Here is a 24,688-nt window from a genome sequence, read left to right as displayed (position 1 = left end):
TGGGGAACTCTTATACTAGATTATCTTCAAAGGAGTTGCCCGAAAAGTGAACTGTCCAAATTGTCAAGGTCAAAATTTAGGGAAAATAGGACATAACCAATTTTATTGCTGGAATTGCTTTATCGAACTTTCCTTGGACAATGATCGAATTAAAGTTCATGAAGTAGAAGAGGATGGAACTTTATCCTCTTTAGATGATTTGTTCAATGATGAAGAGCTTACGCCAAAATCTTATACATAGGTAAGATCTTTATCAGTTAAAAATGAAAAAGTCAGAAGAAAGGGCAGCTGCATATGCTGTCCTCCTTTCATTTTCGCGTAAATTAGTCCCGATTGAGGGGGTTATGGATGACGAATAGAGAGAAAAGACTGTTATATATACTCGGGATTGCGGTTATTGTTTCGATTCTGTTTTATTTATTATTAAAAACCTATCCTTTTTATCAATTTGCTTTTTCTTTTTTAATGACGATTTTAACTCCGATTTTAATTGCCGCGATCATTGCCTACTTACTCTATCCCCTGATCAATTGGCTTGATGGCTTTATGCCAAGGTGGACAGCCATTCTGGTCATTTATATTGTCATCTTTGGTGGGATTGGGGCTGCCATTTATAAAGCGATTCCCACATTTGTCAAACAATTAAAGGGTTTAATTCATTCATTGCCCCAATTGTTTGACACTTACCAGGAATGGATTTACAACCTTTATGTCAGTACTTCAGAATTCCCTGAAGATGTCCACGATAAAATGGACGAAGCATTTTTGAAGCTGGAAGAGGGACTTATAGATTTATTAACCAATATTGCCTATTCCCTTACCGGAATCACGGATGTAATCGTTATGATTGCGGTGATTCCCATCCTTGTTTTTTATTTTTTAAAAGACTTTCCAAAATTCAGAGCATCCTTTTTAGCGATTGGTCCAGAAAATAAAAAGGGACATTATCAATCGGTACTAAAAGATATTGACCGGAATCTTGGCGGCTATCTTCGGGGGCAATTTTTAGTCTGTTTATTTGTTGGAGTGATTTCCTTTTTATTGATGTGGCTGATCAATATGAAATATCCCTTATTGCTTGGTACCTTCATGGGAATCACCAATATTATTCCCTATTTTGGTCCGGTATTAGGCGCCATCCCAGCTGTTTTAATTGCTTTCACGATATCAGCCAATAAGGTGCTGTATGTGATTCTGGCCGTCGTCAGTGTCCAGCTGATTGAAGGAAATCTTCTGTCGCCGTATATCGTCGGAAGATCTCTGCATGTGCACCCTGTTTTAATCATTCTTGCTCTGTTAATAGGGGGAGAATCATTTGGTATTGCTGGAATGATTCTAGCTGTTCCTGTACTAACGGTCATTAAAGTTTTTGCAGAACCAACTCCAATTGTGAAAAATATGAAAGAAGCATGGAGGTCTAAGAAGGCCAATCGATAATCTTATAAGTCCCGCATGACCTTAACAGTCGCCTTCGCTTTTCTTTGTCCAGCTGCGGCTCCTAGGTCAAGGCGGATATAAGCCAAAGCCATTCCGTGGACAAACCCATGCCACTCCATGTCTTCGTCTTATACCGCATGACCTTAACAGTCGCCTTCGCTTTTCTATTGTCCAGCTGCGGCTCCCAGGCCCAAGCGGTCATAAGCAGAATACCCTCCATGGCCAGAAAGCGGCCACTACGGATATTCTGCTTATGCCGTCGGGCCTAACCGGTCGCCTCCGCTTTTCGTTCCATTTGACATGTTTTTGAAAGTTGTCTATAATATCGGCATAATCATACGAGTATAGGAAATCGTTGAAGGATCTGAGTACAGGATACTATCTAATGTTATGGGGATGATCCCATAATTAGAGAGAGATTCCCATTGGCTGGAAGGAATTTCAGATATAAGGTCCTGGAAAGCTAATCCGGAGTGCGGCTAATCCCCGCCGGCAGCGTGCCGTTAGAACGCAAAAGGTGATGGATGATAATCCATAATCAGGGTGGTACCGCGACCTCAGCTCTCGTCCCTGCATTTATTGCAGAGATGGGAGTTTTTTTATACTTGATGTTTTTTAAGTCCTTTTCAGAAAGTTTGCTGTTTCTTTTGAACACTTTTGTGGACGCACATATGAATTGGAATCGGATTTGCAACGAATGATGGAAACACAATCTTTATGGATAAAATTGAAGGAGGAAAAGAAAATGAAGCATTTAAAATCAGCTGAAGTAAGACAGATGTTTCTGGACTATTTTAAAGAAAAAGGTCACAGTATAGAGCCAAGTGCATCATTGGTGCCGGTTGAAGATCCAACGTTGCTTTGGATTAACAGCGGTGTCGCGACATTAAAGAAGTATTTTGATGGATCTGTTGTTCCGGAAAATCCAAGAATCTGTAATGCACAAAAATCAATTCGTACCAATGATATTGAGAATGTCGGGAAAACAGCTCGTCACCATACCTTTTTTGAAATGCTGGGTAACTTTTCTATCGGGGATTATTTTAAAAAAGAAGCTATTGAGTTTGCCTGGGAGTTTCTGACCAGTGAAAAATGGATAGGGTTCGATCCTGAACGTTTATCCGTTACGGTCCATCCTGAAGATGATGAGGCATATGAAATCTGGCTGAATGATGTCAAACTGCCGGAGGAGCGTATTATTCGTTTAGAGGAAAACTTCTGGGATATTGGAGAAGGTCCCAGTGGTCCAAATACGGAAATATTCTACGACCGTGGAGAGGCATATGGAAATAACCCAAAGGACCCGGAACTCTATCCTGGTGGGGAAAATGAACGTTATTTAGAAATCTGGAATCTTGTGTTCTCACAATTTAACCATAATCCGGATCATACATATACACCACTTCCTAAAAAAAACATTGATACAGGTATGGGACTCGAACGCATGGTAAGTGTGATCCAGGATACAAAAACAAATTTTGAAACCGACTTGTTTATGCCAATTATTGACCATACGTCTGATATTGCTGGGATAAAATATGGAACGAAGGATGAATACGACACAGCATTTAAAGTGATTGCAGACCATATTCGTACGGTAACCTTTGCGGTGGGGGATGGAGCCTTGCCATCCAATGAAGGTCGCGGCTACGTACTACGAAGACTATTACGCCGCGCCGTACGTTATGCGAAATACTTAGGTATAGAAGATCCGTTTATGTATCAGTTAGTGAAAGATGTAGCTGACATTATGATTGATTTCTATCCAAAGGTGACGGAAAAGCAATCCTTCATAGCCAACGTGATAAAGACAGAGGAAGAGCGATTCCATGAAACCTTAAATGATGGTTTAGCTATTCTGAAGGAAGTCATTGAAAAAGAGAAAACAAAGGGAAGCTCTGTATTTCCGGGTACAGAAGTCTTCAGGCTTTATGATACGTACGGATTTCCTAAAGAGCTAACCGAAGAATACGTAGAGGATGAAGGTTTCACCATTGATGAAGAAGGCTTTAATCAGGAAATGGAAAAACAACGCTCCCGTGCACGGCAGGCGAGACAAAAGGTTGAGTCCATGAAGGTACAAAGTGGTGTTCTTCGTGACCTGACCTTTGATAGTGAATTTACAGGATATTCCCAGCTGAAAACCCAGTCCACTATTGTGGAAATGGTTAAGAATGATGAACGGACAGACAAAGCTGAATCAGGCGAAGAAATTTATCTGTTCATGAACCAGACTCCTTTTTATGCGGAAAGTGGAGGTCAGGTTGCCGACAAGGGGACGATTAAAACCAGCGATGCTTCAGCACGTGTTGAAGATGTGCAAAAAGCTCCAAATGGACAAAACATGCACCGAGTCATCATTGAGGAGGGCACTTTACAAAAAGGTGATCAGGTTGAAGCAGAAGTGGATCAAAGCTTAAGGGGTCATACGATTAAAAACCATACGGCCACTCATCTTCTGCATCAGGCACTTAAAGATGTCATCGGTGACCACGTAAATCAGGCAGGATCGCTGGTAGCACCGGACCGTTTACGCTTTGATTTTTCCCATTTTAACGCTGTAACCGAAGATGAATTAAAGGAAATTGAACAAAAAGTTAATGAGAAAATATGGGAGTCAATCGCTGTTAATATCAATATCAAATCCTTTAAAGAAGCAAAAGAAATGGGAGCCATGGCTCTGTTTGGTGAAAAATACGGGGATACAGTCCGTGTTGTATCCGTTGGCGATTACAGCATCGAACTATGCGGAGGCTGTCACGTTTCCAATACTGCTGAAATTGGAATGTTCAAAATTACCTCTGAATCAGGAATTGGCGCAGGTACTCGGCGTGTAGAAGCATTAACAGGAAAAGGTGCTTATGAATGGGTGCAAGGCCGTGAACAGCTTCTTCAGGAAACAAGTTCAAAACTGAAAACAACCATTGAACAGATTCCGGTTCGTATTGACACATTATTTGCAGAAATGAAAGATGTTGAACGGGAAAATGAGTCACTGAAAGCCAAACTTTCCAGCTTAGAGGCCAAGAGTATTACCGATTCTGTTGAGGAAATTAACGGTGTCTCTGTGCTTGCTGCCAAAGTTGATGTTTCCGATATGAATGCTCTCAGAAACATGGTGGATGAAATGAAACAGACACTGGGTTCAGCAGTTATTTTACTGGGAGCGGTAAGCAATGGTAAGGTACAATTAGCTGCAGGCGTATCCAAAGATCTAATGGATCAGGGTTATCATGCAGGTAATCTGATTAAAGAAGCTGCATCCCGCTGTGGTGGAGGCGGTGGCGGCCGTCCGGATATGGCTCAGGCAGGCGGAAAACAGCCTGAAAAGATTGATGAGGCCATAGAATATGCAAAAGAATATGTTCAAACGGTTTCCTGATTGACCCTAAAAGCTTTATAATGAATATAAATGAATTTCTTTCCAATAAGGAGTGTCAATCGGCATGAGCTCAAATGATCAAACAATGAAGTTTAATTTTTCGGAAGAACCTTTTGAGCAGGATGTTAATGAAATATTATTGACGGTACATTCTGCTTTACAGGATAAAGGCTACAATCCCATAAACCAAATTGTCGGATACCTGTTATCAGGGGATCCGGCCTATATTCCTCGACACAAGGATGCCAGGAAGTTAATCCGCAGAATTGAGCGGGATGAGTTAATTGAGGAGTTAGTAAAATATTACCTGGAACAACATGAAGAGGCGAATAAATGAAAATATTAGGATTGGATGTAGGTGAAAAAACAATTGGCGTAGCTGTCAGCGATGAGCTTGGCTGGACAGCTCAGGGTATTAAAACCATACGCTGGACAGAAGAGTTTCATCAGGTAGTGGACGAGCTTCGTCAAATCATTACTCAGCATCAAATAAAAAAGGTAGTCGTGGGTCATCCTAAAAATATGAACGGTACAATTGGTGAGCGAGGAAAAGCCTGTGAAGATTTTGCCGGTAAAATGGAGGAAGAGTTCCAATTACCCGTTGAACTATGGGATGAGCGGTTAACAACAATGGCTGCAGAACGTATATTACTATCGGCTGATATGAGTCGGGCAAAACGAAAAAAGGTCATCGATAAAATGGCTGCCGTGATGATTTTACAGAGTTATTTAGATGCAAAAAGCTAAGGAGGACATTGGAATGGCTTTAGATGAGAAAGAGCGTATTATTATCCCTGATGAAGCAGGTGAAGAACATCTCTTTGAGGTACTATTCACATTCGATGTGGATCAGACAGAAAAATCTTATATGGTTGTTGTCCCGGTAGAACAGGCACAGGCAGAAGAGCAGGAGGTATTCGCTTTTCGATTTGAAGAGGATGAAAAGGATAATGATCTGACGCTCTATCAAATTGAGACTGATGAAGAGTGGGATATGATTGAAGAGATGTTAAATACATTTACAGAGGAAGATGAGGAAGAATCCTGAAAAAGAGTGTGAGAAGAAAAACTGCCTTTTAAGAGGCAGTTTTTTTTTGATCTTAGGAACCCATAATTTGATGAAAAGGGAATATGAGAATTTTATTAAAAAAATAGAATCATGCTATATTTTGTAGTATAATGTACCAGATGAAAGGAGGAGACAAGTGTCTACTTCGGATAATGATTTCAAAAAGAAGAAAAAAACTCAATATGAAGAGGCCAGAACGGTTCGGAAAATCGTTTTCACTGTATTAACTATAGCCGTTATTGTTATAGCTGCAATTGGATTTTCAGGATACTTCTATGTAAAATCCGCGTTACAACCAGTCGATCCTTCAAGTGATAAAACTAAAAAAGTGGAAATTCCATTAGGATCAACCGTTTCAACAATTGCAAGTACCCTGGAAGAAGCGGACATTATCAAAAATGATACCATTTTTCGTTATTATGTAAAGTTTAAAAATGAACATGATTTTCAGGCCGGGGAGTATGAGCTATCACCATCGATGACCCTGGATGAGATTATAGATAACCTGAAGACAGGAACAGTGCAGAAAGATCCTGTTATTACGGTAACCATTCCAGAAGGTAAAACCGTTGAAGAGATTGCAAATATCTACTCGAAACGTTCATCAGTATCAGAAAAAGAATTTCTGGAGAAGGTGAATGATAAAGAATTCGTTAAGGATCTGATTGATGCATATCCTGTTATACTAAGTGATGCAATTTTAAAAGAAGGCATTAAAGCGCCACTGGAAGGATACTTATTTGCCGCTACATACAATTTTTACACTGAGGATCCTTCTGTAGACCAGATTGTTCATAAGATGCTGGATAAAACGAGAGAGGTAGTGGTTCAATATATGGACCAATTTGAGGCTCATAATTTTTCTGTACATGAAGCCATAACCATGGCATCTCTTGTAGAAAATGAGGCCACTACTTTTGAAGATCGTCAAAAAATTGCCGGCGTATTTTATAATCGTATGGATGAAGGCATGCCATTGCAAACGGATCCTACTGTTCTCTATGCACTTGGAGAACACAAAGAAAAAGTTATCTATGATTATTTGGAAATTGATTCCCCATATAATACTTATATGTATGCAGATTTACCTATTGGTCCTATATCCAATTTTGCCGAGACCTCATTAGAAGCAGTGGTAAAGCCTGTTGAATCTGACTGGTTATACTTCCTTGCTGCAACAGACAATGGAAAAATTCACTATTCCAAATCCCTGGAAGAACATAATAGGAAAAAAGCTCAATATATCGATTAAATGTCGTTACATGAGCAAAACTTTTAAGTAGGGTCATGTGAATTTCATTCGCATACCCTACTTTTCTTATGATAAACTAATATCGTTATTAGCACTGCTCTTAGGAGGTCTTAGTGTGAGAGATGATTCTCTGGAAAGTTATTTGCAAGGGACGTTACCAGTAAAAAGTAATTTAACTAAAGAGATGGAAGCCTATGCGAAAGAACATCAGGTTCCCATCATGGAACCGTTAAGCATGGAATTTGTAAAGCAGATGATTCGTATAAAACAGCCGGAAAACATCTTAGAGATTGGTACGGCCATTGGTTATTCTGCGTTACGTATGCTTGAAGCTGCACCGTCAGCACATATTGTAACGATTGAAAGAGACAAAGATCGTTATGAGGATGCACTGTCAAATATACATAAGGCTCAGGAAGAGAACCATGTGGATGTTATTTTTGGAGATGCCCTGGAGGTAACGAACCTTGTTGAGAAAAAGGGACCCTATGATGTCCTTTTTATAGATGCGGCCAAAGGTCAATATCAGAAATTCTTCACCCTATATGAAAAATTTGTCCCTAAGGGTGGTATGATTATTTCAGATAACGTCCTTTTTAAGGGATATGTTGCTTCAACACCCGGAGAAAACACCCGAATGAAGAAAATTGGTGAGAAAATTCGTGTGTATAACGATTGGCTGATACAGCAGCCGAGTTTTTCCACAACGATTGTTCCTGTGGGAGACGGAGTTGCGGTGAGTGTGAAAGAAGATGAATGAAAAATTAGCTTATTGGGCGAGAAAGGAGCTTATACGGCATGTCAGAAAAACCAGTTGTGATCGGGGTTGCTGGAGGTACAGGGTCTGGTAAAACTACTGTCACAAGATCAATACACCAGCATTTTGTCGATAAGTCCATTTTAATCATTGAACAGGATTATTACTATAAAGATCAAAGTCATATACCGCTGGAAGAGCGACTAAATACAAACTATGACCATCCGCTGGCATTTGATAATAATCTGTTAATTGAACATCTTAAGAAGCTGATAAATGGTGAGTCGATTGAAAAACCTGTCTATGACTATAAACTTCATACAAGATCGGACAAGGTTATTCCGGTTGAACCAAGAGATGTTATTATCATTGAAGGGATTTTAGTTCTTGAAGATAAGGCCCTTAGAGATTTAATGGATATTAAGGTCTTTGTAGATACGGATGCTGATATTCGGATTATTCGTCGGTTAATGCGTGATATTAAAGAAAGAGGAAGATCCATTGAATCGGTTATTGAACAATATGAAAATGTTGTCAGACCTATGCATTTGCAATTTGTTGAGCCGACAAAACGCTATGCCGATATTATTATACCTGAAGGCGGTCAAAATCTGGTCGCCATCGATTTGATGACAACCAAAGTTCGTAGTATACTTGAAAAACGTTCGATTATATGAACATAGGTATTGAAAAAATCAAAAAAATCTGCCATAGTATAGAAGAGTAACTATAATTTGGTAATGAATTTGGAATACATTCATAAATGTTGATTGAATGGTTAATGATGAAGGAGTGTTTTGGGGTATGGCAACAGAAAAAAGTTATTACATGACAGAAGAAGGAAAAGAAAAAATAGAACAGGAACTTCATGAATTAAAAACGGAAAAGCGTCAGGAAGTCGTAGAGCGAATCAAGATTGCACGGGGATTTGGTGATTTATCCGAGAACTCTGAGTACGATGCAGCTAAAGACGAACAAGCTTTTGTTGAGTCCAGGATTGCCCAGCTTGAAAAAATGATTCGTAACGCTGTGATTATAGAAAATGATACCGAAAATCAGAATGTTGTTCAGTTAGGGAAGTCTGTCACATTTCAGGAACTCCCTGATGGAGATGAAGAGACATACACCATTGTAGGAAGTGCAGAGTCTGATCCTTTTGAAGGAAAGATTTCCAATGACTCTCCAATGGCGAAAAGCCTTCTTGGCCGCGAAGTGGGTGAAGAAGTTCCCGTAGCCACTCCAGCCGGGGAAATCAATGTAAAAATTATTAAAGTGGATTAGAGAAAAAAAGAGCAAGTGCGTAAACGCATTTTGCTCTTTTTTTGTTTTAATTGCAGTCCGCATGGGTACACTTTTACTGGGTGACAGCAATGAAAAAAAGACTCTATATTTTATTATCAATCGTCCTCATTCTATTTGGTATTCTTATATATCGTTTGGCAGATATTCAGCTGTTTTCAACGAAGAGTTTTGGTCCGGATAATGTTAATCTGTTAGAAAGAAGTGTAGCTCAGCGCTCTCATCAAATGGTTTTATCGACCGGCAGGGGACAAATACTATCCAGACAGGGAGAACCGCTAACCAATAAAAAAATATTTGATATCATCCTGTTTCCAAAGTTAAACGCTGAACAAACCTATAAAAAGATTTCCGGGGTATTAAATATTTCCGCCCAATCACTGCAAAAGAAGATACATAACCTGGATCAGCCTGCTTTTTTAACAAGTCTGATGGATACAAGCATAAAGTCCGAACAGTTTAATGAGTTAAAGAAAATGGACTTAAAAGGAATTCGCCTGATGGAACGTTTTAAAAATGAAGATCCTCAATTAGCTCAGCATCTGCTGGGATTTGTCAGGCAAAATCCCGCTCTTTATCAGAAAAGGTATGATGAAAATTCTCAAAAGGAAACCGTACCTGTTGGAATTTCAGGGCTTCAAGAGGCATTTGATCCTTTTTTGGTCGCGCAGGAACAGGAAAAGCTTTTGTTTCATGTTGATGGTCATGGAAGGCCGATGTTTGGTTTTGATTTAAAGTATGCCGGAGATAATAATCATTTTTATCCGGCTAAAATTAAAACAACCTTAGATGTACCACTACAGAAAAAAGCTGAGGATTTATTTAATCAGTATGAAGTGAATCAGGGCGGCCTTGTTCTGCTGGATGTTCAGTCCAGAGATGTGCTGGCGATGGTTAGTCGCCCGAATGTAGATACAGAGAATCCATACGGAAATGATAGTATACGAAACCACACGATTACGGCAGATTTTCCTGGCTCCGTATTCAAAACAGTGATTGCCGCTGCTGCTATAGAAAAGGGACTTGTTGATGAACCAAGAAGTTTTAACTGTTCCAAAGGTGTCTATGGAGAAGAAGAGGCTGACCGTGATTTAGGAAGGTTGAATTTTAAACAGAGCTTTGCTCAGAGCTGCAATCGTACATTTGCAAAGCTGGCACTGGAATTAATGGAGTCTGATAGACAGATTATTGATAAGTATGCGAAAAAATTAGGAATCATAGGTCCGGTTGGTTGGTCAGGTGATGTGTTTCGTTATGAGGATTTTACCCAGATTCCTGATGAAGAACAAGGAACAATCTGGGCAGATGAATCTGACCGTCATGTAAAAGACGCCATCTTTCAAACAGCTATTGGACAAAAAAATGTGAAGGTGACTCCTTTAGCAGCAGCCAATATGATGGCGAACATTGCAAACAATGGAAAAAGACAGGACGCACGCATAGCTGATCAGATTTTATATCAAAATGGTGCCGAAATGGCTTCATTCTCACAAAAAAATAATAAGGATAAGGAACAGCAAATTAGTCCCCTGACAGCTAAACGTCTACGCTCCTTATTAAAGCTGGTTACTGGAAATTCCGGAACAGCAAGTACACTAGGAGAATTGCCCATTGCAGGAAAAACCGGCACAGCCGAATTGAATATCGATGACGATGAAAAGATTGAATTTGAGAATTCATGGTTTGTCGGTTATTTTCCTGAGAAAAAACCGAAATATGCCATGGCAGTAGTAGATCTAAGACATAAACCTGGAGCACAAACACACCATTTACAAATTTATAAGAAAATGGCTGACGCTATTTTAAAGAAGAATGAATAACCTAATAACCTGTCACGTCCCTTTTCATGGAAACCTGCAGCCATGAAAAGGGAGTTTTTTATGACAATTTTCATTTTATCCTGAAAGTGCTGCCTGACTTTGATGGTGGACAAAAGGGAAACATTTCTTAAAGGCGTTTTCAACCAAGTCTTCCTTATTAGGGGAAGTAATGATTTTAAAGACATCCTCTTCTGTTACCTCCTGAAATTCGAGGATTGTTCCAGAAAAGTAAAAGATAAATAATTTACCCTGACATTTATCATAACCAATTTCATTAAATTGAGTGAGTCCCCACAAGTCCTGGTCAAAACTTGTTTTTTTCATAGTAAAGCCCCCTTTTCTCATAGAATATTAGATGTATATGTGGCAAGTCCTTCTCTTATGTCAAAACTAGAAGAATTTAGACATAAAAAAATGAAAATCGACGGACATTTGTCCATATGTCATGGAGTAAGGACTATAATACCCCTGCGAAAAGCGGTTGGTTACAAGCCAAAACCGTTGTATAATAAGGAAGAAGGGAGAGAGATACGGTGTCAAATTCATTTTTTGATGACGGTTCAAGAGTTGATCGTTTTAGTAAACGAAGAAAAAATACCAAACTGATGAATACTTTAATTGTACTAGCTGTACTGCTTAGTGTATTTTTAGTCTTTACGTTTGTCTTTAATGATGATGAAGAGCAGGCCAATAAGAGTGAGTCTGATACCAGGCAGCAGACAGAGTCAGAAGAAACAGGAGCTGATACTGGTAATGAAAATGATTCATCAGAGCAATCTGAAGCAGGAACCGAAAACGGGACGAGTGATGAAGGTCAGGAAAATGCTGACGATGAATCCTCTTCACAGACAGAAGAGAATTCAGATTTGAACACAGAAGAAGCTACTGTAACTGAAAGCGAAGATCCGAATGTATTAAAGGTCATTGAAAAGGACTGGGAACCTATTGGAACCGAGCAGGAGGAACCCCACGAAACAACATACGAAAAAGGTACAGCTGACTGGGAAGAAATGTGGAGTGCAGCGGCTTATGCAACCGGCCTTGGATCAGATTATATTTCCTGGTGGGTAACCAATGGAGGCGGTCCGCAAAGGGTGAAGATAACTATTTCAGATAAAGCTGAGACTCAAACCTACCGAGTCTATTTGCAATGGGTCCCAAATGAAGGATGGAAACCGGAAAAAGTCGAAGTATTAAAGGAAAATGATATCAAACAAAAGCATTTTAGTGATGACATTGAAGGGGAAGATACAGACCAGGAGGAAAGCGAAAAAGAGGAAGGTCAACAACAGGAAAGTGGTGAATGAACATGATGATCGGTATTATAGGAGCAATGGATGAAGAAATTGAACTTTTAAAGAGTCGTATGACAGTTGAACATGAAGAAAAGATAGCTGGTTCTTTATTTTATAAAGGTACTTTAGAGGGACATGGTGTCGTTCTGTTAAAATCAGGCATTGGAAAGGTTAATGCCGCAATGTCTGCAACCATTTTATTGGAACGCTACCAGCCTGATTATGTCATCAATACAGGTTCCGCCGGAGGGTTTGCCGAAGCATTGGATGTGGGAGATCTGGTCATCTCAGATCGCATTGTCCACCATGATGTAGATGTTACGGCCTTTAACTATGAATATGGACAAGTTCCTCAAATGCCTGCTTCTTTTAAGGCAGATGAGACACTTATTTCCCTGGCAGTTAATGCTGTTTCTAATTTGCAGGATGTAGAGTCTGTCAGAGGATTAATTGCAACTGGGGATTCATTTATGGATAAGCCTGAGCGAGTGGAGTTTGTTCGTCGTCAGTTTCCGGAAATTCAGGCATCTGAAATGGAAGCGGCAGCGATCGCCCAGGTATGCTATCAGTATGGAACACCCTTTGTGATCATTCGTGCATTGTCTGATATCGCTGGTAAGGAATCCTCTGTTTCCTTTGATCAGTTTTTAGATAAAGCTGCAAAAAACGCGGCAACGTTAATTATGAGTATGCTGAACAAATTATAAAATCAGGAGGGTGCTATGTTGGCACCCTCCTGATTAGTAATTGTAGTAGTAATATCCACCGAAAATGATTAACAGGATTAAAAGGACAACGGCTAAAGCCAGCCAGTATCCTCCACCGCTGTATCCGTATCCTCCGTAACTGCCATAACCGTACGGAGAGCCATATCCAAATGGGTATCCATAGGGATAGAACCCACCATAGAACATTTGCCCATCACCTCTAGTCCCTGGGTTTATTATAAATTATTCACGGGACAAACAAACTGTACAGGACATTCCCCCAATTGGTGAAAAATTACTTTGTATTACGGCTTTCCCGGTGAAAGGCATGGTAGATCTTCATTAATGCACGTTTTTCTATCCTCGAAACATAGCTTCTTGAAATCCCTAAGTTCCTTGCAATTTCCCGTTGAGTCAGTTCCTTATAACGGCCTAATCCGTAACGCTTCATTATAACCTCTTTTTCCCGTTCATCTAATAAGTTTAAGAATTCATGGACCTTTTGAATTTCCATGTTCGTCTGAATTTGTTCAACCATATCTGGATTATCCATTTTTAAAATATCCATTAATGAAATTTCGTTTCCTTCTTTATCCTGACCTATGGGATCGTGCAAGGACACATCCTTTCGTGTTTTCTTCAGAGATCTTAAAAACATAAGAATTTCATTGTCAATACAACGAGCTGCATACGTTGCCAGCTTTGTACCCTTATCAGGAGAATAACTTTCAATACCTTTAATTAATCCGACGGTTCCAATCGAAATAAGATCTTCCTGATCCTCACGGGAATTTTCATACTTTTTCACGATGTGTGCAACAAGTCTCAGGTTATGCTCAATCAGCATATTTCTGGCATGCTCATCTCCCTGCTTCATTAATTTTAAGTATTTTGCTTCTTCCTCCGAAGACAGTGGCTGAGGAAAAGCATTGTTTTTAATGTAGGAGGCAAAAAAGAACATTTCTTTTAAAAATACAGCGAGTGTTTTCAAGATACTTAACAAGCAAGACACCTCCATGAGACATTTAGGCAAAAGCCTATATTGTAAAGCCTATGAGGAGGTGTGCAATATTGTGTCTGTCCGACCTTTAATTATTTTTAACAATAGGTGAAAGTACCTGTTTTGTTTTGCCAGTGCTGAAGTATGAGCAATCAACTTCTATTTTTAATTAATCAAAAAAAAAGAGGCCGTGACATAACTAATTCGCCTTGTCATAAACCGAATTATAGAGTATAGGGTACCTTAGCGGAGGAAATATACGTAGACTCCTGGTCGGTTAAAACGGCACGTCCTGTGCCAACACCGACACTAGAACGTCCTGTTCGTCGTGGGAGGAAGGCCTAGGTGAGACTTCGCAATGAAAAGTGAAGGCGACCGTTTAGGCCCGACAGCATAAGCAATCCATGGAGTGACACGCTATCTGTCACGTAGTGGATTCTGCTTATGACTGCTTGGGCCTGAGAGAGCCGTAACAGGACAAGCGCGATAGCGCGAGGAGGCTCACCAGCCGCCCACGGCAAAGAAGACACTATGAAAACGACCTTTGGGAGTTTGAATAGATGTCGCACTTGTGCCCTTGGGTGAAAGCGAAGTATATTTCTGTAGCGGTGGTCCCTGCACCTATCATAATTCGAATTTACTTCAGCGAAAACTTTTATGTTCCAGCCTCATGTTCATTATTTCTTCTGATCTTGTTTCTCTTCACTGTAAGCATCTTTAATACTTCCATCCCAAAGCTCTACACCTGTATTATGGGCTGCCCTGGAAATCATATGCCCTGAGACAGGAGCAGTAAGTAAAATAAAGATAATACCCAGGATCAATTTTCCGCTGATGATTTCAACATCAAAGTACATAAATAAAAACGCACCGATGAGAATGCCGGCCACTCCTAATGTAGAAGCCTTGGTGGATGCATGTAGTCTTGTATAGACATCAGGAAAGCGTAAAATACCTAAAGAACCAGATAATGTTATAAAGGTACCGATAATCAGAAAGACACTAATCACGATCTCTGTCAATGATAACACCCTTTTCTAAAAATTTCGCTATTGCTATGGTACCAATAAATAATAAAATTCCAATGAGCAGAATAACATCATTAAATTGAGTAGTAACCAATAATATGGCCAGTAAACCAGCCAGAGCCATTAAATTAATACCAATAGCGTCCAGTGCAACAGCACGGTCAGGGTTAGTAGGCCCTTTTAGAACCCGATAAATTAAAATAAAAATGGAAACCGAAATACCAACTATACATATGATCGTTACCGCTCGTAACATTGGGGATAAAAATGCTTCCTCTCCCATTTATCTTGTCACCTCCAATATAGCCTTCTCAAACGTATCCTTAATTGACCGGATTTCTTTTTCTACATCTGGTATGTCCATAGCATGTATGTAGAGGTGTGAATAATCATGAGACACAGCAATTGTCAAGGTTCCCGGGGTTAAGGAAATTAAATTTGCAAGCAATGTTATCTCCCATTGGCTTTTTAATTCTGTAGGAAGAGCAAAAATCCCGGGCTTAACGTTGAATTTTGGCTTATAAACATGCTTTAGAATGTTAAAGTTTGATAAAATCAGTTCCTTAACAAACAAGAGAATTAAACGAATGACTTTAAAAACACGTTTCAGATAGAAGGCATCGGGAATAAAACGTCTTAAGAGAAACAATAGTAAAATCCCGACCAGATAACCTGAGAAAAACGTTGAAAATTGATATTGTTCCTCCAAAAACATCCACATAAAGGCAATAATTAAGTTAAAAAGAATTTGCAATGCCATAGTCGGTTACTCCTTTAACACAGAATCAATATAGATTTCAGGATTCATCAATTGGGTGGTTATCGTTTCTATGTGAGGCATAAACCACTCCGCGCCGACTCCTAAAATGACAGTAACGGACAATAATCCCAAGGCAGGAATCGTAAGTCGACGTGCCTTATTCAGCTGTATATTCGGATTCGTAAGCTCTGTTTTTTCTCCCCAGAAAGCTCTTGTAAAGATTCTCATGATGGATAGCAAAATGAGCAGACTTGAAAGTAAACCAATGATCACTATTCCATATCGACCTTCCTGAATACCTCCTTGTAATAAGAGCAGTTTTCCAATAAAACCGCTGAATGGTGGTACGCCTGCCAGGACAAGTCCCCCAATAAAGAACATCCATCCTAACAGGGGGTAATGATGGATCAGTCCTTTCATCTTCTTAAGATCAGAAGTTCCAGCTACATAAACAAGGGCTCCAACCATTAAAAAGAGGCCAGCCTTTATGATAATATCCTGTAACAGATAATAGACAGATCCTGCAAGTCCATCATGATTCAATAATCCGATTCCCATTAGCATCCATCCGACAGCCGGAATAATGTTGTATACGATAATCAACTTTACATTGTCTGTTGAAAGGGCACCAATCACACCAAAAATCATCGTAAGTGCAGCTAACCATAGGAACAGCTCATGAGTGATTTCAGGATTATGAGAAAATATTAATGTAAAGGTACGGAGAATGGAATAAATCCCCACCTTGGTCAGTAAGGCACCGAATAAAGCGGACACCACAGCATTTGGGACGATATAGGACTTGGGCATCCAGAAATAAAGTGGGAAAATTGCTCCCTTGGTCGCAAAAACAAAGAACAGCACTACCCCGATAGTCGTTAAAATTCCGGTTTGCTCAACCTCCTGGATGCGTTCTCCCAGCTGTGCCATATTAACCGTCCCCGTAACGGAATAAATGAAGGCGATAGCTGTGACAAACAGCATGGAGGAAAATAAATTCAGCAATACATATTTAAGCGACTCACGTAACTGAACTTTTTCTCCACCTAAGACAATTAAGCCATAGGAAGCCATTAGTAATACTTCATAAAACACGAACAGGTTAAATAAATCCCCTGTAAGAAATGCTCCTGATACACCACTTATCAATAAAAAGTAAAAGGTGTAAAAATAAAACTGCTCCTGCTTTTGGGACAAGGAATTTGGCGCAAAAAACACACTTGCTGTTGCAATAATATTTGTTGTGACCACCAAAAAGATGGCCAGTGGGTCAGCGACCAGAATGATCCCAAAGGGGGCTGACCAACCACCTGTTTCCAGAGTGACAGTTCCGTTTTGTATAACGTAAAGCGCAATTCCGACAGAAACGGCTAAATTGACAATTGTAAGTACCTGTGCAAAGACCCGGACAGCTATCGTTTTTTTGGCAAAAAATATAGCCAGAATTCCGGATATTAATGGAATGATAATTGGTAAAACGGCTAGATTACTCATGTTCACTTCCCCTTAATTCTTCCATATTGTCTGATCCGTTAAGCTTGGATGCCCGATAGCTCAGTACTAATAATAGGCTGGTTACACCAAAGCTGATAACGATGGATGTTAAAATAAGTGCTTGTGGCAAGGGATCGGTATATTGTTCAACCCCTTCCACAATAATAGGCGGTTTCCCTGCCTTTAGCTGTCCCATGGTAAGGATGAATAAGTGGGCACCATGAGACAGAAGAAGGGTTCCTATGATAATTCGCAGCATTTGTTTTTGTAACAGGTTATAAATAGCGGTTGCGAAAAGAATACCAGCTAAAATAGACATTAATATTTCCATGTTTATTTCGCCCCCTTGTCATGCCGTAATTTAATAAGTCCATATATGGCAAGGGCTGCTATACCTAAAACGGTAATTTCAAATAGTGTATCAAGCCCACGCATATCAACGAGGATCACATTGACGACGTTGTGTCCTCCGCCCTGAGGAACAGACTGTTCTAAGAAATAGTCGGAAATAGGACTAAACAGTTTTGTACTGTGTGCACTAATTCCAATTAATGTCATTAAACCTCCAAAACCAATGGCAATCAGGCTGTTTACAGATTTAACACCAGGGTGACTTGGAAGTTTTTTGAACTCAGGTAAATGCTTGAAACAGAGCAGAAATAATGCCATTGAAACCGTTTCTACGATCAATTGGGTAAGGGCTAAATCAGGTGCCCGATAAAGTACAAATAAAATGGATAATCCATAGCCAACAACTCCAGCCGTAATAATGGCAGCTAAACGATTGGTTGTAAAAATGGTAGCTATGGCAGCAATCGCCATGACTAGCCCAACCAGGATTTCCGGAATGGTAATAGCAGCTGTCTGGCTGAAATCAATGGCAAAACCATCTGACATAAGCATTATGATAAAGCTGATTACGAAAATTGTGCCTAAAATATAGGCCATATAGTGGCGTAAGGATCCTGTCATGTAGGTATTGGTGATCTTCTTTGATCCACTTTCAATCGAATCCACGATAAAGTTATAGAGCTCATTAAATCCTTTTCGCGGAAAGATGTTATAAACGGTGGACCATTTCTTCCGTGTTACAGCAAGAATGGTTCCGACACCCACGATAATCAACGACATAATAAAGGCTGGAGAGAACCCATGCCAGAATTTCAATTCATGCGTATGGATATCCCCGCCTAACACGGCTTCAGCAGTATGGACCAGGAAAGGCTGGTTCACTGCATTTGGGAATAAACCAATCAGGATAACTCCTAATACAAGTATAGCAGGAGGAATCAGCATGCCAACAGGTGCCTCATGTGGTTTCTTTTCCAACTCCTGTTCTTTATATTTGCCTCTGAAGGTTCCAAAGAAGAAATACATAGAATAAACAAACGTAAAAATACTTCCGATGACTGCTATGTAAGGTACGGCTTCCTGCAAGAATCCGAGAAATCCGCCTGTATATTCATTTAAGTCTACTGTGGCCCCTAAAAATTCTTCCTTACTGTAAAAACCGTTCAGGAATGGGAGAGGAAAACCGGCCATTGAAAAGATCCCAAATACAGCAAGTGTTGCTGAAATCGGCATAAAGGTCATAAGTCCACCTAACTTACGAATATCTCTCGTTCCGGTTTCATGATCTACAATTCCGGCAATCATAAATAAGCTTCCTTTAAAAGTGGCATGGTTTAAAATATGGAAGACAGCGGCAAATATCGCTGCTTCCGTTCCAAAGCCTAGCATAGCCATAATCATACCGAGCTGACTGACTGTAGAAAAGGCCAGAATCCCCTTCAAATCCGTCTGGCGTACAGCCATAAAGGAAGCCCAGAACAGAGTAATCAGGCCGACCGTAGTAATAACACCAAAGAATAATGGCTCCTGGCCCAGGATTGGTGAGAAACGGGCAATTAGAAATATACCAGCCTTAACCATTGTAGCGGAATGCAGATAAGCACTCACTGGAGTAGGAGCTTCCATTGCATCCGGAAGCCAGATATGGAATGGGAATTGAGCTGATTTGGTAAAAGCACCAAGAACAAGAAACACAAATAAAAGTGGAAAGAACGGATGGTTCACAATCACATCGGTCTGTGCAATCATTTCCTGAATGCTTGTCGTACCTGTTATAACGGATAACATAATGATTCCGGCCAATAGACTAAATCCGCCTAACACCGTAATTAGCATAGATTTGAGTGCTCCATACCTTGACCCTTCACGATGGTGCCAAAACCCGATTAAAAGGAAAGATGAAAGGGATGTAAATTCCCAGAATGTATAAAGAACAAAAACATTATCGGAAAGAACGACACCGAGCATGGAGAACATGAACAAGAATAAATAGATATAGAATTGCTTCAGTTGTTCTGACTTATGTAAGTAGTAAATGGAATAAAGTACAACAAGAGTGCCAATACCGCTGATCAATAAAACAAATAATAGACTTAAACCATCAAGATAAAAGTCAATGGAAATATCTAAAGAAGGAATCCATGGATAGACTTCAGATACAGGTGTAAAGTTTTCACCGGCGAATCGAATGAAATAAAGGAAAATGAAAAACGGTACAGGAAGAAGGAACCACCCTGTATGTATTTTTTCTTTCCATTTACTGAATAAAGGTATAAGTAATGTAATGATTAATGGGGCAAAAACTGCATAAATCATTGAATCGAAATCCTCCCTGCCAAAGATTGAACACACATATCTTTCTCATTTTATCATGAATCTATGACTCATATACCATTTATTCTACAAACAAAACCTGCAGGGTAGCAAATAAAATCCCCTGGGACAAAGTTATTTGTACCAGGGGATGAATATATAAACGGAGCATCCATATTAACTGGTTTGTCTAATTTTATGAGTAAGGGATCTCCTTTTTATTTCTTTTTCAATTAATGCAATAAACTCCTTGCTTAAGTCTAATTCACATGCCTTATAATAGGACTCAACTAATAGCTCGTCAGATAAATGTTCCATATGGGAAGCCAATAAAAGGCAGGTCACCTCCTAACATAAACTCCTGACATCCCTTGTAATAATATAAAAAACCAGGGACAAACGCTGTCACAGAGCGGTTTTCATGTGCTTGTCAATTTTATATTTTTACTTTATCACGAAAGAAAAGATTGCACAATCATTCACCTATCCACACAAAGATGTGTATAAGTTGTGTGTGAATGATAAAAAGTGCTGGTTTATAGCTGTTGATTGTGTGAATAAAGTTATCCACACTCGAATTTTTGTGGAAAATGTCGAAAGGTTTTTGGCAAAACTAAAACCGAACAGCATATAAATAGTTAGGTTAAATAGACGAATTTTCTTTGAACAATATGTATAAATTGTATATGATGTTATTGTTACTAGAGTAGAATCAGAGGTGAAGGTGTTGCTAAAGAAGTTCCTGCCGAATGAACATGTGAAAACGGTGTTTGAAATCACACCGGAAAATCTCAAGGAAAAGAACATTAAAGGGATTATTACAGATCTGGATAATACATTGGTAGCCTGGGATCAAAAGGATGCCACAGAAGAGATTGTCGCGTGGTTTAAGTTAATGAAAGATCATGGTATTCAGGTTACTGTGATATCTAATAATAATGAAGAAAGGGTTCGTCATTTTTCTACACCCTTAAATGTCCCTTTTGTATATAAAGCCAGAAAGCCATTATCCCGAGCTTTTAAAAAAGCACAAAAAGAAATGAACTTAAAAAAAGAGGAAATCGTGGTTGTTGGTGATCAATTATTAACAGATGTGTTAGGCGGTAATTCCTCACGTTTCTATACCATTTTAGTCGTACCGGTTGTAGAAACAGATGGAGCGATGACAAAGGTGAATCGTAAAATAGAGCGACTGATTTTAAATTGGTTCCGCAAAAAAGGCCTAATCACCTGGGAGGAATAACATATGGAAGAGATCATTTGTCAGGGATGCGGGGCAAAGATACAAACAGAGGATCCCAATGAGGTAGGATATGCCCCTGCATCCGCATTAAATCGTGAAGATATAACCTGTAAACGCTGCTTTCGATTAAGGCATTATAACGAGGTTCAAGATGTGTCTTTAACGGATGATGACTTTTTAAGAATGCTGAATGAAATCGGTCAATCCGATGCTTTAATTGTAAATATCGTGGACATTTTTGATTTTAATGGAAGCTTTATTCCAGGTCTGCCTCGTTTTACAGGAAATAATCCAATTTTATTAGTAGGAAACAAAGCGGATTTGTTACCGAAATCGACAAATCCGAATAAAATTAAGCAGTGGATGCGTAAAGAGGCCAAAGATTTGGGGCTTAAGGTTCAGGATGTTTTCTTAATTTCCGCAAAAAAAGGAATGGGGATTGAGGAAGTCAAAGAAGGAATGGAAGATCTCGGACGTGGACGGGACGTATATGTTGTAGGGGCTACAAACACAGGAAAATCCACCTTTATTAATTATCTGATACAGGATACCACAGGAGAAAAAGAGGCCATTACAACGTCCTATTTTCCAGGTACAACTTTAGGGTTTATCGATATTCCTCTTGATGACCAGGCATCCTTGTATGATACACCAGGTGTTATCAATCGATATCAGATGGCTCATTATATATCGGAACAGGATTTGAAGACGATAACACCGAAAAAGGAAATTAAAGCACGTGTGTATCAATTAAATGAACAGCAGACTTTATATTTTGGAGGGTTGGCCCGACTGGATATTGAAAAGGGGAATAACGGATCCTATGTCTGTTATTTTTCAAATGAATTAATGATTCACCGGACCAAAACGGAGAAGGCTGATCAACTGTATGCCGATCACGTGGGAGATATGCTGTCTCCACCCAATAACGAGACGTTGCAACATCTGCCGGAATTAAAACCGAAAACCTTTCATATTAAAGAAAAATCCGATATTGTATTCTCCGGGCTGGGCTGGGTCACTGTTACAGAAGGAAATACGACAGTTACGGCCTATATTCCGGATGGAGTACGGGTATCTGTACGTAAGGCATTAATTTAGAATGGATCGATGAATATTGCCTGCTGGCCCGGTAATAAAAGGGGAATCATGAACATAGGAAAAGTGAAACTTCAATCATAGGGAGAGTTTTATAGTGGGATACTTGTTAGGTGTGATTGGGAATCCGATAAAACATACGCTGTCTCCGTGGATCCATCAGCAATTTATGAAAGAAACCGGAATCAATGGAATTTATCGCCCTTATGAAATTAAGGAAGAAGAACTTAAGGAGAGCTTTGATACTTTCAGAAGGATGAATGTGGATGGGTTTAATGTTACGATCCCGTATAAGGAAACGATCACCCGGTTTACTGATATCCTGGATCCTCGTGCCAGAGCCATTGGTGCAGTCAATACAGTTGTAAATCAGGATGGGACATGGAAAGGGTATAATACCGATGGAAGAGGCTACATCAGGTCTTTAAAGCAAAGCTTCCCTGAGTTGGATACAAGTGTGAAATCTGTATTACTAATTGGTGCAGGGGGAGCTGCCAGAGGGATATACGATGCTTTAAATCAGGAGGCGTTTCCGGTTATCGATATAGCAAATCGAACAAGGGAACGTGCAGAAGGATTGCTTGATATCAGAGAAGCTCATGTAAAAACCAGCCTATACACCCTGATAGAAGCAGAGCAGAATCTTCATCAATATGATTTGATTATACAAACCACCAGTATTGGAATGGCTCCAAATGATGGAATGATGCCGCTTCAATTACAAACCCTAAAACAGAACACAATAGTTAGTGATATTATTTACAATCCAATCGAAACCTGTTTTTTAAAAACAGCAAAGGAAAAGGGTGCAAGGATTCATTATGGTCATGGAATGCTTCTATACCAGGCAGCCCTTGCATTTGAACTCTGGACAGGCAGAAGCATTCATCCAGCGCATATACTTCAGGAATTAGAGCAGAAATTGAAAGGTGGTTCACCATGTTAACCGGAAAACAGAAAAGATATTTACGTTCTCAGGCCCATCATTTAAAGCCAATATTTCAAATTGGAAAGGCCGGGATTAACGACAATTTAATTATTCAGGTAAAGGAAGCTTTGGAAAAACGGGAATTAATAAAGGTCAGTATTTTGCAAAACAATTTTGAGGATAAAAATGATGTTGCCAGGGAAATAGCCCAAAAATCTGAAAGTGAGCTCGTCCAGCTTATCGGCCATACGATTGTCCTTTACAAGGAATCATCGGAAAACAAACAAATTGAATTACCATAGAAAAGGTAGATGAACATGAGAAGAATCGGATTATTTGGTGGTACATTTGATCCCCCGCATATTGGGCACTTAATTATCGCTGAGGAAATTTATGAACAGCTTCAACTGGATGAAATCTGGTTTATTCCGACCTATGTTCCACCTCATAAGGACACAAAAACAACGGATTCAAACCATCGCAAAAATATGGTTGAACGATCAATACGCGGGAACCCTCATTTTCGCCTGGAAACGATTGAGCTTGAACGGGCAGGGATTTCTTACACTCTTGATACCATCAAAGCTCTAAAAGAGGATTACCCGGATGATGATTTTTATTTTATCATCGGTGGAGACATGGTGGAATATCTGCCTCATTGGCATAAAATTGATGAATTAGTTTCCCTTGTTCAATTTGTCGGGGTTGAGCGACAGGGCTATCCTTTATCGAGTCCCTATCCGATTAAATTTGTAAATGTACCCATTGTTGAAATATCTTCATCCCGGCTACGAGAACGACTGGAAGCTGGCAGGCCGGTTTATTACTGGATGAAAGAAGATGTATTAGACTATATAAGGGAGAAGGGTTTATATGGATTTGAATGATGCTTTGGAACAGGTTCGGCCGTATTTAAAACAGGAACGATTTGATCATACGAAGAGGGTAGTAGATACAGCTGTCAAGCTTGCACAGATTTATAAGGCTGATCAATATCAGACAGAAATAGCGGCAGCCTTTCACGATCTTGCCAAATACTGGCCTAAAGAAGAAATGAAACAAATCATTCAGACAGTAAGCTATCTGCCGAAAGATTTACTGGATTACCATCATGAATTATGGCATGGGCCTGCCGGGGCTTATTTAGTCAAGCAAAAGTACGGAATAGAAGACCAGGAAATCCTTGATGCCATCAGGTACCATACAACAGGAAGGGCTCATATGGGTAAATTAGAAAAAATCGTGTTTTTAGCGGATTATATTGAGCCTGGAAGGAGTTTTCCCGGAGTTCATGAAGTAAGAGAAATGGCATGGAAGGACCTGGATGAGGCTTGTCAAATGTCCCTGCATAATACAATTGAGTTCTTAATGAGTAAAGGGGCAACGATTTATCCTGATACATTCTATGCTTATAATCATTTTACAAAAATCTTGAGTTCATAATTGGAGGAATGG

At 39.6% G+C, this 24,688-nt stretch carries 29 protein-coding genes; 19 read left to right on the top strand and 10 right to left on the bottom strand.

The window, feature by feature from the left end; all coding sequences use genetic code 11:
* Positions 1–46 precede the first annotated feature (46 nt).
* The 11 genes from ACZ5OK_RS11770 to ACZ5OK_RS11720 all read left to right on the top strand — a co-directional run bounded on the left by ACZ5OK_RS11770 (position 47) and on the right by ACZ5OK_RS11720 (position 11,016).
* Entirely contained in the window at positions 47–241 is a 195-nt protein-coding gene (locus ACZ5OK_RS11770) for a hypothetical protein (RefSeq protein ID WP_343837207.1), read from the top strand.
* A gap of 107 nt (positions 242–348) precedes the next feature.
* Positions 349–1,437, top strand: a complete 1,089-nt coding sequence (locus tag ACZ5OK_RS11765; protein WP_343837205.1) for an AI-2E family transporter — start codon at positions 349–351, stop codon at positions 1,435–1,437.
* A 745-nt stretch (positions 1,438–2,182) separates the two neighbouring features.
* The gene (alaS, locus tag ACZ5OK_RS11760; protein ID WP_343837203.1) at positions 2,183–4,819 is read left to right on the top strand and encodes an alanine--tRNA ligase; all 2,637 of its coding nucleotides are present in this window, start codon (positions 2,183–2,185) and stop codon (positions 4,817–4,819) included.
* Positions 4,820–4,883: 64 nt separating this feature from the next.
* Positions 4,884–5,156: an IreB family regulatory phosphoprotein gene (locus tag ACZ5OK_RS11755; RefSeq protein WP_044158278.1), complete on the top strand. Its 273-nt coding sequence runs from the start codon at positions 4,884–4,886 to the stop codon at positions 5,154–5,156.
* Complete coding sequence (gene ruvX, locus ACZ5OK_RS11750; RefSeq protein ID WP_343837201.1) at positions 5,153–5,566, top strand: Holliday junction resolvase RuvX; 414 nt, start codon at positions 5,153–5,155, stop codon at positions 5,564–5,566. The genes ACZ5OK_RS11755 and ruvX overlap by 4 nt, the downstream gene beginning before the upstream one ends.
* Positions 5,567–5,579: 13 nt before the next feature.
* Entirely contained in the window at positions 5,580–5,867 is a 288-nt protein-coding gene (locus ACZ5OK_RS11745) for a DUF1292 domain-containing protein (RefSeq protein WP_044158276.1), read from the top strand.
* Between the two features lie 157 nt (positions 5,868–6,024).
* Positions 6,025–7,140, top strand: a complete 1,116-nt coding sequence (gene mltG / locus ACZ5OK_RS11740; RefSeq protein ID WP_343837199.1) for an endolytic transglycosylase MltG — start codon at positions 6,025–6,027, stop codon at positions 7,138–7,140.
* A 115-nt stretch (positions 7,141–7,255) separates the two neighbouring features.
* A complete protein-coding gene (locus tag ACZ5OK_RS11735) occupies positions 7,256–7,900 on the top strand; it encodes an O-methyltransferase (protein WP_343837197.1) in 645 nt (214 codons plus the stop codon).
* A gap of 38 nt (positions 7,901–7,938) precedes the next feature.
* Positions 7,939–8,574 carry a uridine kinase gene (udk, locus tag ACZ5OK_RS11730; RefSeq protein WP_343837195.1) on the top strand — a complete coding sequence of 212 codons (636 nt, stop codon included), beginning with the start codon at positions 7,939–7,941 and terminating at the stop codon, positions 8,572–8,574.
* A gap of 127 nt (positions 8,575–8,701) precedes the next feature.
* Positions 8,702–9,178 (top strand): transcription elongation factor GreA, encoded by a 477-nt coding sequence (greA, locus tag ACZ5OK_RS11725; protein WP_343837193.1) that lies wholly within the window; start codon positions 8,702–8,704, stop codon positions 9,176–9,178.
* An 89-nt stretch (positions 9,179–9,267) separates the two neighbouring features.
* Entirely contained in the window at positions 9,268–11,016 is a 1,749-nt protein-coding gene (locus ACZ5OK_RS11720) for a peptidoglycan D,D-transpeptidase FtsI family protein (protein WP_343837191.1), read from the top strand.
* Between the two features lie 75 nt (positions 11,017–11,091).
* Here ACZ5OK_RS11720 and ACZ5OK_RS11715 read toward each other — a convergent pair whose 3' ends face one another.
* A complete protein-coding gene (locus ACZ5OK_RS11715; protein WP_343837190.1) occupies positions 11,092–11,340 on the bottom strand; it encodes a hypothetical protein in 249 nt (82 codons plus the stop codon).
* A 209-nt stretch (positions 11,341–11,549) separates the two neighbouring features.
* Between ACZ5OK_RS11715 and ACZ5OK_RS11710 the strand changes: the two genes are divergently transcribed.
* Together ACZ5OK_RS11710 and mtnN are read left to right on the top strand one after the other, a co-directional pair.
* Positions 11,550–12,323 (top strand): YrrS family protein, encoded by a 774-nt coding sequence (locus ACZ5OK_RS11710; protein ID WP_343837189.1) that lies wholly within the window; start codon positions 11,550–11,552, stop codon positions 12,321–12,323.
* Between the two features lie 2 nt (positions 12,324–12,325).
* Positions 12,326–13,018 carry a 5'-methylthioadenosine/S-adenosylhomocysteine nucleosidase gene (mtnN, locus tag ACZ5OK_RS11705; protein WP_343837754.1) on the top strand — a complete coding sequence of 231 codons (693 nt, stop codon included), beginning with the start codon at positions 12,326–12,328 and terminating at the stop codon, positions 13,016–13,018.
* Between the two features lie 33 nt (positions 13,019–13,051).
* Here the strand turns inward: mtnN and ACZ5OK_RS11700 are convergent, their stop codons facing one another.
* From ACZ5OK_RS11700 to sda, 9 genes are all read right to left on the bottom strand, one after another.
* Positions 13,052–13,225 carry a hypothetical protein gene (locus ACZ5OK_RS11700; protein WP_343837187.1) on the bottom strand — a complete coding sequence of 58 codons (174 nt, stop codon included), beginning with the start codon at positions 13,223–13,225 and terminating at the stop codon, positions 13,052–13,054.
* 88 nt (positions 13,226–13,313) lie between these two features.
* Complete coding sequence (gene sigK, locus ACZ5OK_RS11695; protein WP_425542175.1) at positions 13,314–14,036, bottom strand: RNA polymerase sporulation sigma factor SigK; 723 nt, start codon at positions 14,034–14,036, stop codon at positions 13,314–13,316.
* A gap of 659 nt (positions 14,037–14,695) precedes the next feature.
* Positions 14,696–15,040 (bottom strand): monovalent cation/H(+) antiporter subunit G, encoded by a 345-nt coding sequence (mnhG, locus tag ACZ5OK_RS11690; RefSeq protein ID WP_464758188.1) that lies wholly within the window; start codon positions 15,038–15,040, stop codon positions 14,696–14,698.
* Complete coding sequence (locus ACZ5OK_RS11685; protein ID WP_343837185.1) at positions 15,021–15,329, bottom strand: Na(+)/H(+) antiporter subunit F1; 309 nt, start codon at positions 15,327–15,329, stop codon at positions 15,021–15,023. Before ACZ5OK_RS11685 ends, mnhG begins: the two co-directional genes overlap by 20 nt.
* On the bottom strand, positions 15,330–15,806 hold the full coding sequence (locus tag ACZ5OK_RS11680; protein ID WP_343837183.1) for a Na+/H+ antiporter subunit E: 477 nt from the start codon (positions 15,804–15,806) through the stop codon (positions 15,330–15,332).
* Between the two features lie 6 nt (positions 15,807–15,812).
* Positions 15,813–17,300, bottom strand: coding sequence for a Na+/H+ antiporter subunit D (locus tag ACZ5OK_RS11675; RefSeq protein ID WP_343837182.1), 1,488 nt, complete (start codon positions 17,298–17,300; stop codon positions 15,813–15,815).
* A complete protein-coding gene (locus tag ACZ5OK_RS11670; protein WP_343837180.1) occupies positions 17,293–17,631 on the bottom strand; it encodes a Na(+)/H(+) antiporter subunit C in 339 nt (112 codons plus the stop codon). The genes ACZ5OK_RS11675 and ACZ5OK_RS11670 overlap by 8 nt, the downstream gene beginning before the upstream one ends.
* A 2-nt stretch (positions 17,632–17,633) precedes the next feature.
* Positions 17,634–19,967 (bottom strand): Na+/H+ antiporter subunit A, encoded by a 2,334-nt coding sequence (locus ACZ5OK_RS11665; protein ID WP_343837178.1) that lies wholly within the window; start codon positions 19,965–19,967, stop codon positions 17,634–17,636.
* A gap of 174 nt (positions 19,968–20,141) precedes the next feature.
* The gene (sda, locus tag ACZ5OK_RS11660) at positions 20,142–20,282 is read right to left on the bottom strand and encodes a sporulation histidine kinase inhibitor Sda (protein WP_343837175.1); all 141 of its coding nucleotides are present in this window, start codon (positions 20,280–20,282) and stop codon (positions 20,142–20,144) included.
* A 409-nt stretch (positions 20,283–20,691) separates the two neighbouring features.
* Between sda and ACZ5OK_RS11655 the strand changes: the two genes are divergently transcribed.
* From ACZ5OK_RS11655 to yqeK, 6 genes are all read left to right on the top strand, one after another.
* A complete protein-coding gene (locus ACZ5OK_RS11655; RefSeq protein ID WP_343837173.1) occupies positions 20,692–21,207 on the top strand; it encodes a YqeG family HAD IIIA-type phosphatase in 516 nt (171 codons plus the stop codon).
* 3 nt (positions 21,208–21,210) lie between these two features.
* The gene (gene yqeH / locus ACZ5OK_RS11650; RefSeq protein ID WP_343837170.1) at positions 21,211–22,308 is read left to right on the top strand and encodes a ribosome biogenesis GTPase YqeH; all 1,098 of its coding nucleotides are present in this window, start codon (positions 21,211–21,213) and stop codon (positions 22,306–22,308) included.
* 94 nt (positions 22,309–22,402) lie between these two features.
* Positions 22,403–23,251 carry a shikimate dehydrogenase gene (gene aroE / locus ACZ5OK_RS11645; RefSeq protein ID WP_343837169.1) on the top strand — a complete coding sequence of 283 codons (849 nt, stop codon included), beginning with the start codon at positions 22,403–22,405 and terminating at the stop codon, positions 23,249–23,251.
* Complete coding sequence (gene yhbY / locus ACZ5OK_RS11640; RefSeq protein WP_343837166.1) at positions 23,245–23,535, top strand: ribosome assembly RNA-binding protein YhbY; 291 nt, start codon at positions 23,245–23,247, stop codon at positions 23,533–23,535. Before aroE ends, yhbY begins: the two co-directional genes overlap by 7 nt.
* 15 nt (positions 23,536–23,550) lie before the next feature.
* On the top strand, positions 23,551–24,120 hold the full coding sequence (locus tag ACZ5OK_RS11635) for a nicotinate-nucleotide adenylyltransferase (RefSeq protein ID WP_343837164.1): 570 nt from the start codon (positions 23,551–23,553) through the stop codon (positions 24,118–24,120).
* Positions 24,107–24,676, top strand: coding sequence for a bis(5'-nucleosyl)-tetraphosphatase (symmetrical) YqeK (gene yqeK / locus ACZ5OK_RS11630; RefSeq protein ID WP_343837161.1), 570 nt, complete (start codon positions 24,107–24,109; stop codon positions 24,674–24,676). Before ACZ5OK_RS11635 ends, yqeK begins: the two co-directional genes overlap by 14 nt.
* The last annotated feature ends 12 nt before the right edge of the window (positions 24,677–24,688 follow it).

The organism is Salinibacillus aidingensis (assembly GCF_055393355.1).
Note: the sequence above shows the minus strand (reverse complement) of the source record. Positions and strands in the feature narration are given on the sequence as shown.

Excerpts from the sequence above, each read along its gene's own strand:
- ACZ5OK_RS11765 (WP_343837205.1), top strand. The coding sequence starts at position 349 with ATGACGAATAGAGAGAAAAGACTGTTATATATACTCGGGATTGCGGTT.
- alaS (WP_343837203.1), top strand. The coding sequence starts at position 2,183 with ATGAAGCATTTAAAATCAGCTGAAGTAAGACAGATGTTTCTGGACTAT.
- ACZ5OK_RS11755 (WP_044158278.1), top strand. The coding sequence starts at position 4,884 with ATGAGCTCAAATGATCAAACAATGAAGTTTAATTTTTCGGAAGAACCT.
- ruvX (WP_343837201.1), top strand. The coding sequence starts at position 5,153 with ATGAAAATATTAGGATTGGATGTAGGTGAAAAAACAATTGGCGTAGCT.
- ACZ5OK_RS11745 (WP_044158276.1), top strand. The coding sequence starts at position 5,580 with ATGGCTTTAGATGAGAAAGAGCGTATTATTATCCCTGATGAAGCAGGT.
- udk (WP_343837195.1), top strand. The coding sequence starts at position 7,939 with ATGTCAGAAAAACCAGTTGTGATCGGGGTTGCTGGAGGTACAGGGTCT.
- greA (WP_343837193.1), top strand. The coding sequence starts at position 8,702 with ATGGCAACAGAAAAAAGTTATTACATGACAGAAGAAGGAAAAGAAAAA.
- ACZ5OK_RS11720 (WP_343837191.1), top strand. The coding sequence starts at position 9,268 with ATGAAAAAAAGACTCTATATTTTATTATCAATCGTCCTCATTCTATTT.
- ACZ5OK_RS11715 (WP_343837190.1), bottom strand. The coding sequence starts at position 11,340 with ATGAAAAAAACAAGTTTTGACCAGGACTTGTGGGGACTCACTCAATTT.
- mtnN (WP_343837754.1), top strand. The coding sequence starts at position 12,326 with ATGATGATCGGTATTATAGGAGCAATGGATGAAGAAATTGAACTTTTA.
- ACZ5OK_RS11700 (WP_343837187.1), bottom strand. The coding sequence starts at position 13,225 with ATGTTCTATGGTGGGTTCTATCCCTATGGATACCCATTTGGATATGGC.
- sigK (WP_425542175.1), bottom strand. The coding sequence starts at position 14,036 with ATGGAGGTGTCTTGCTTGTTAAGTATCTTGAAAACACTCGCTGTATTT.
- ACZ5OK_RS11685 (WP_343837185.1), bottom strand. The coding sequence starts at position 15,329 with ATGGGAGAGGAAGCATTTTTATCCCCAATGTTACGAGCGGTAACGATC.
- ACZ5OK_RS11680 (WP_343837183.1), bottom strand. The coding sequence starts at position 15,806 with ATGGCATTGCAAATTCTTTTTAACTTAATTATTGCCTTTATGTGGATG.
- ACZ5OK_RS11675 (WP_343837182.1), bottom strand. The coding sequence starts at position 17,300 with ATGAGTAATCTAGCCGTTTTACCAATTATCATTCCATTAATATCCGGA.
- ACZ5OK_RS11670 (WP_343837180.1), bottom strand. The coding sequence starts at position 17,631 with ATGGAAATATTAATGTCTATTTTAGCTGGTATTCTTTTCGCAACCGCT.
- ACZ5OK_RS11665 (WP_343837178.1), bottom strand. The coding sequence starts at position 19,967 with ATGATTTATGCAGTTTTTGCCCCATTAATCATTACATTACTTATACCT.
- sda (WP_343837175.1), bottom strand. The coding sequence starts at position 20,282 with ATGGAACATTTATCTGACGAGCTATTAGTTGAGTCCTATTATAAGGCA.
- yqeH (WP_343837170.1), top strand. The coding sequence starts at position 21,211 with ATGGAAGAGATCATTTGTCAGGGATGCGGGGCAAAGATACAAACAGAG.
- yhbY (WP_343837166.1), top strand. The coding sequence starts at position 23,245 with ATGTTAACCGGAAAACAGAAAAGATATTTACGTTCTCAGGCCCATCAT.
- ACZ5OK_RS11635 (WP_343837164.1), top strand. The coding sequence starts at position 23,551 with ATGAGAAGAATCGGATTATTTGGTGGTACATTTGATCCCCCGCATATT.
- yqeK (WP_343837161.1), top strand. The coding sequence starts at position 24,107 with ATGGATTTGAATGATGCTTTGGAACAGGTTCGGCCGTATTTAAAACAG.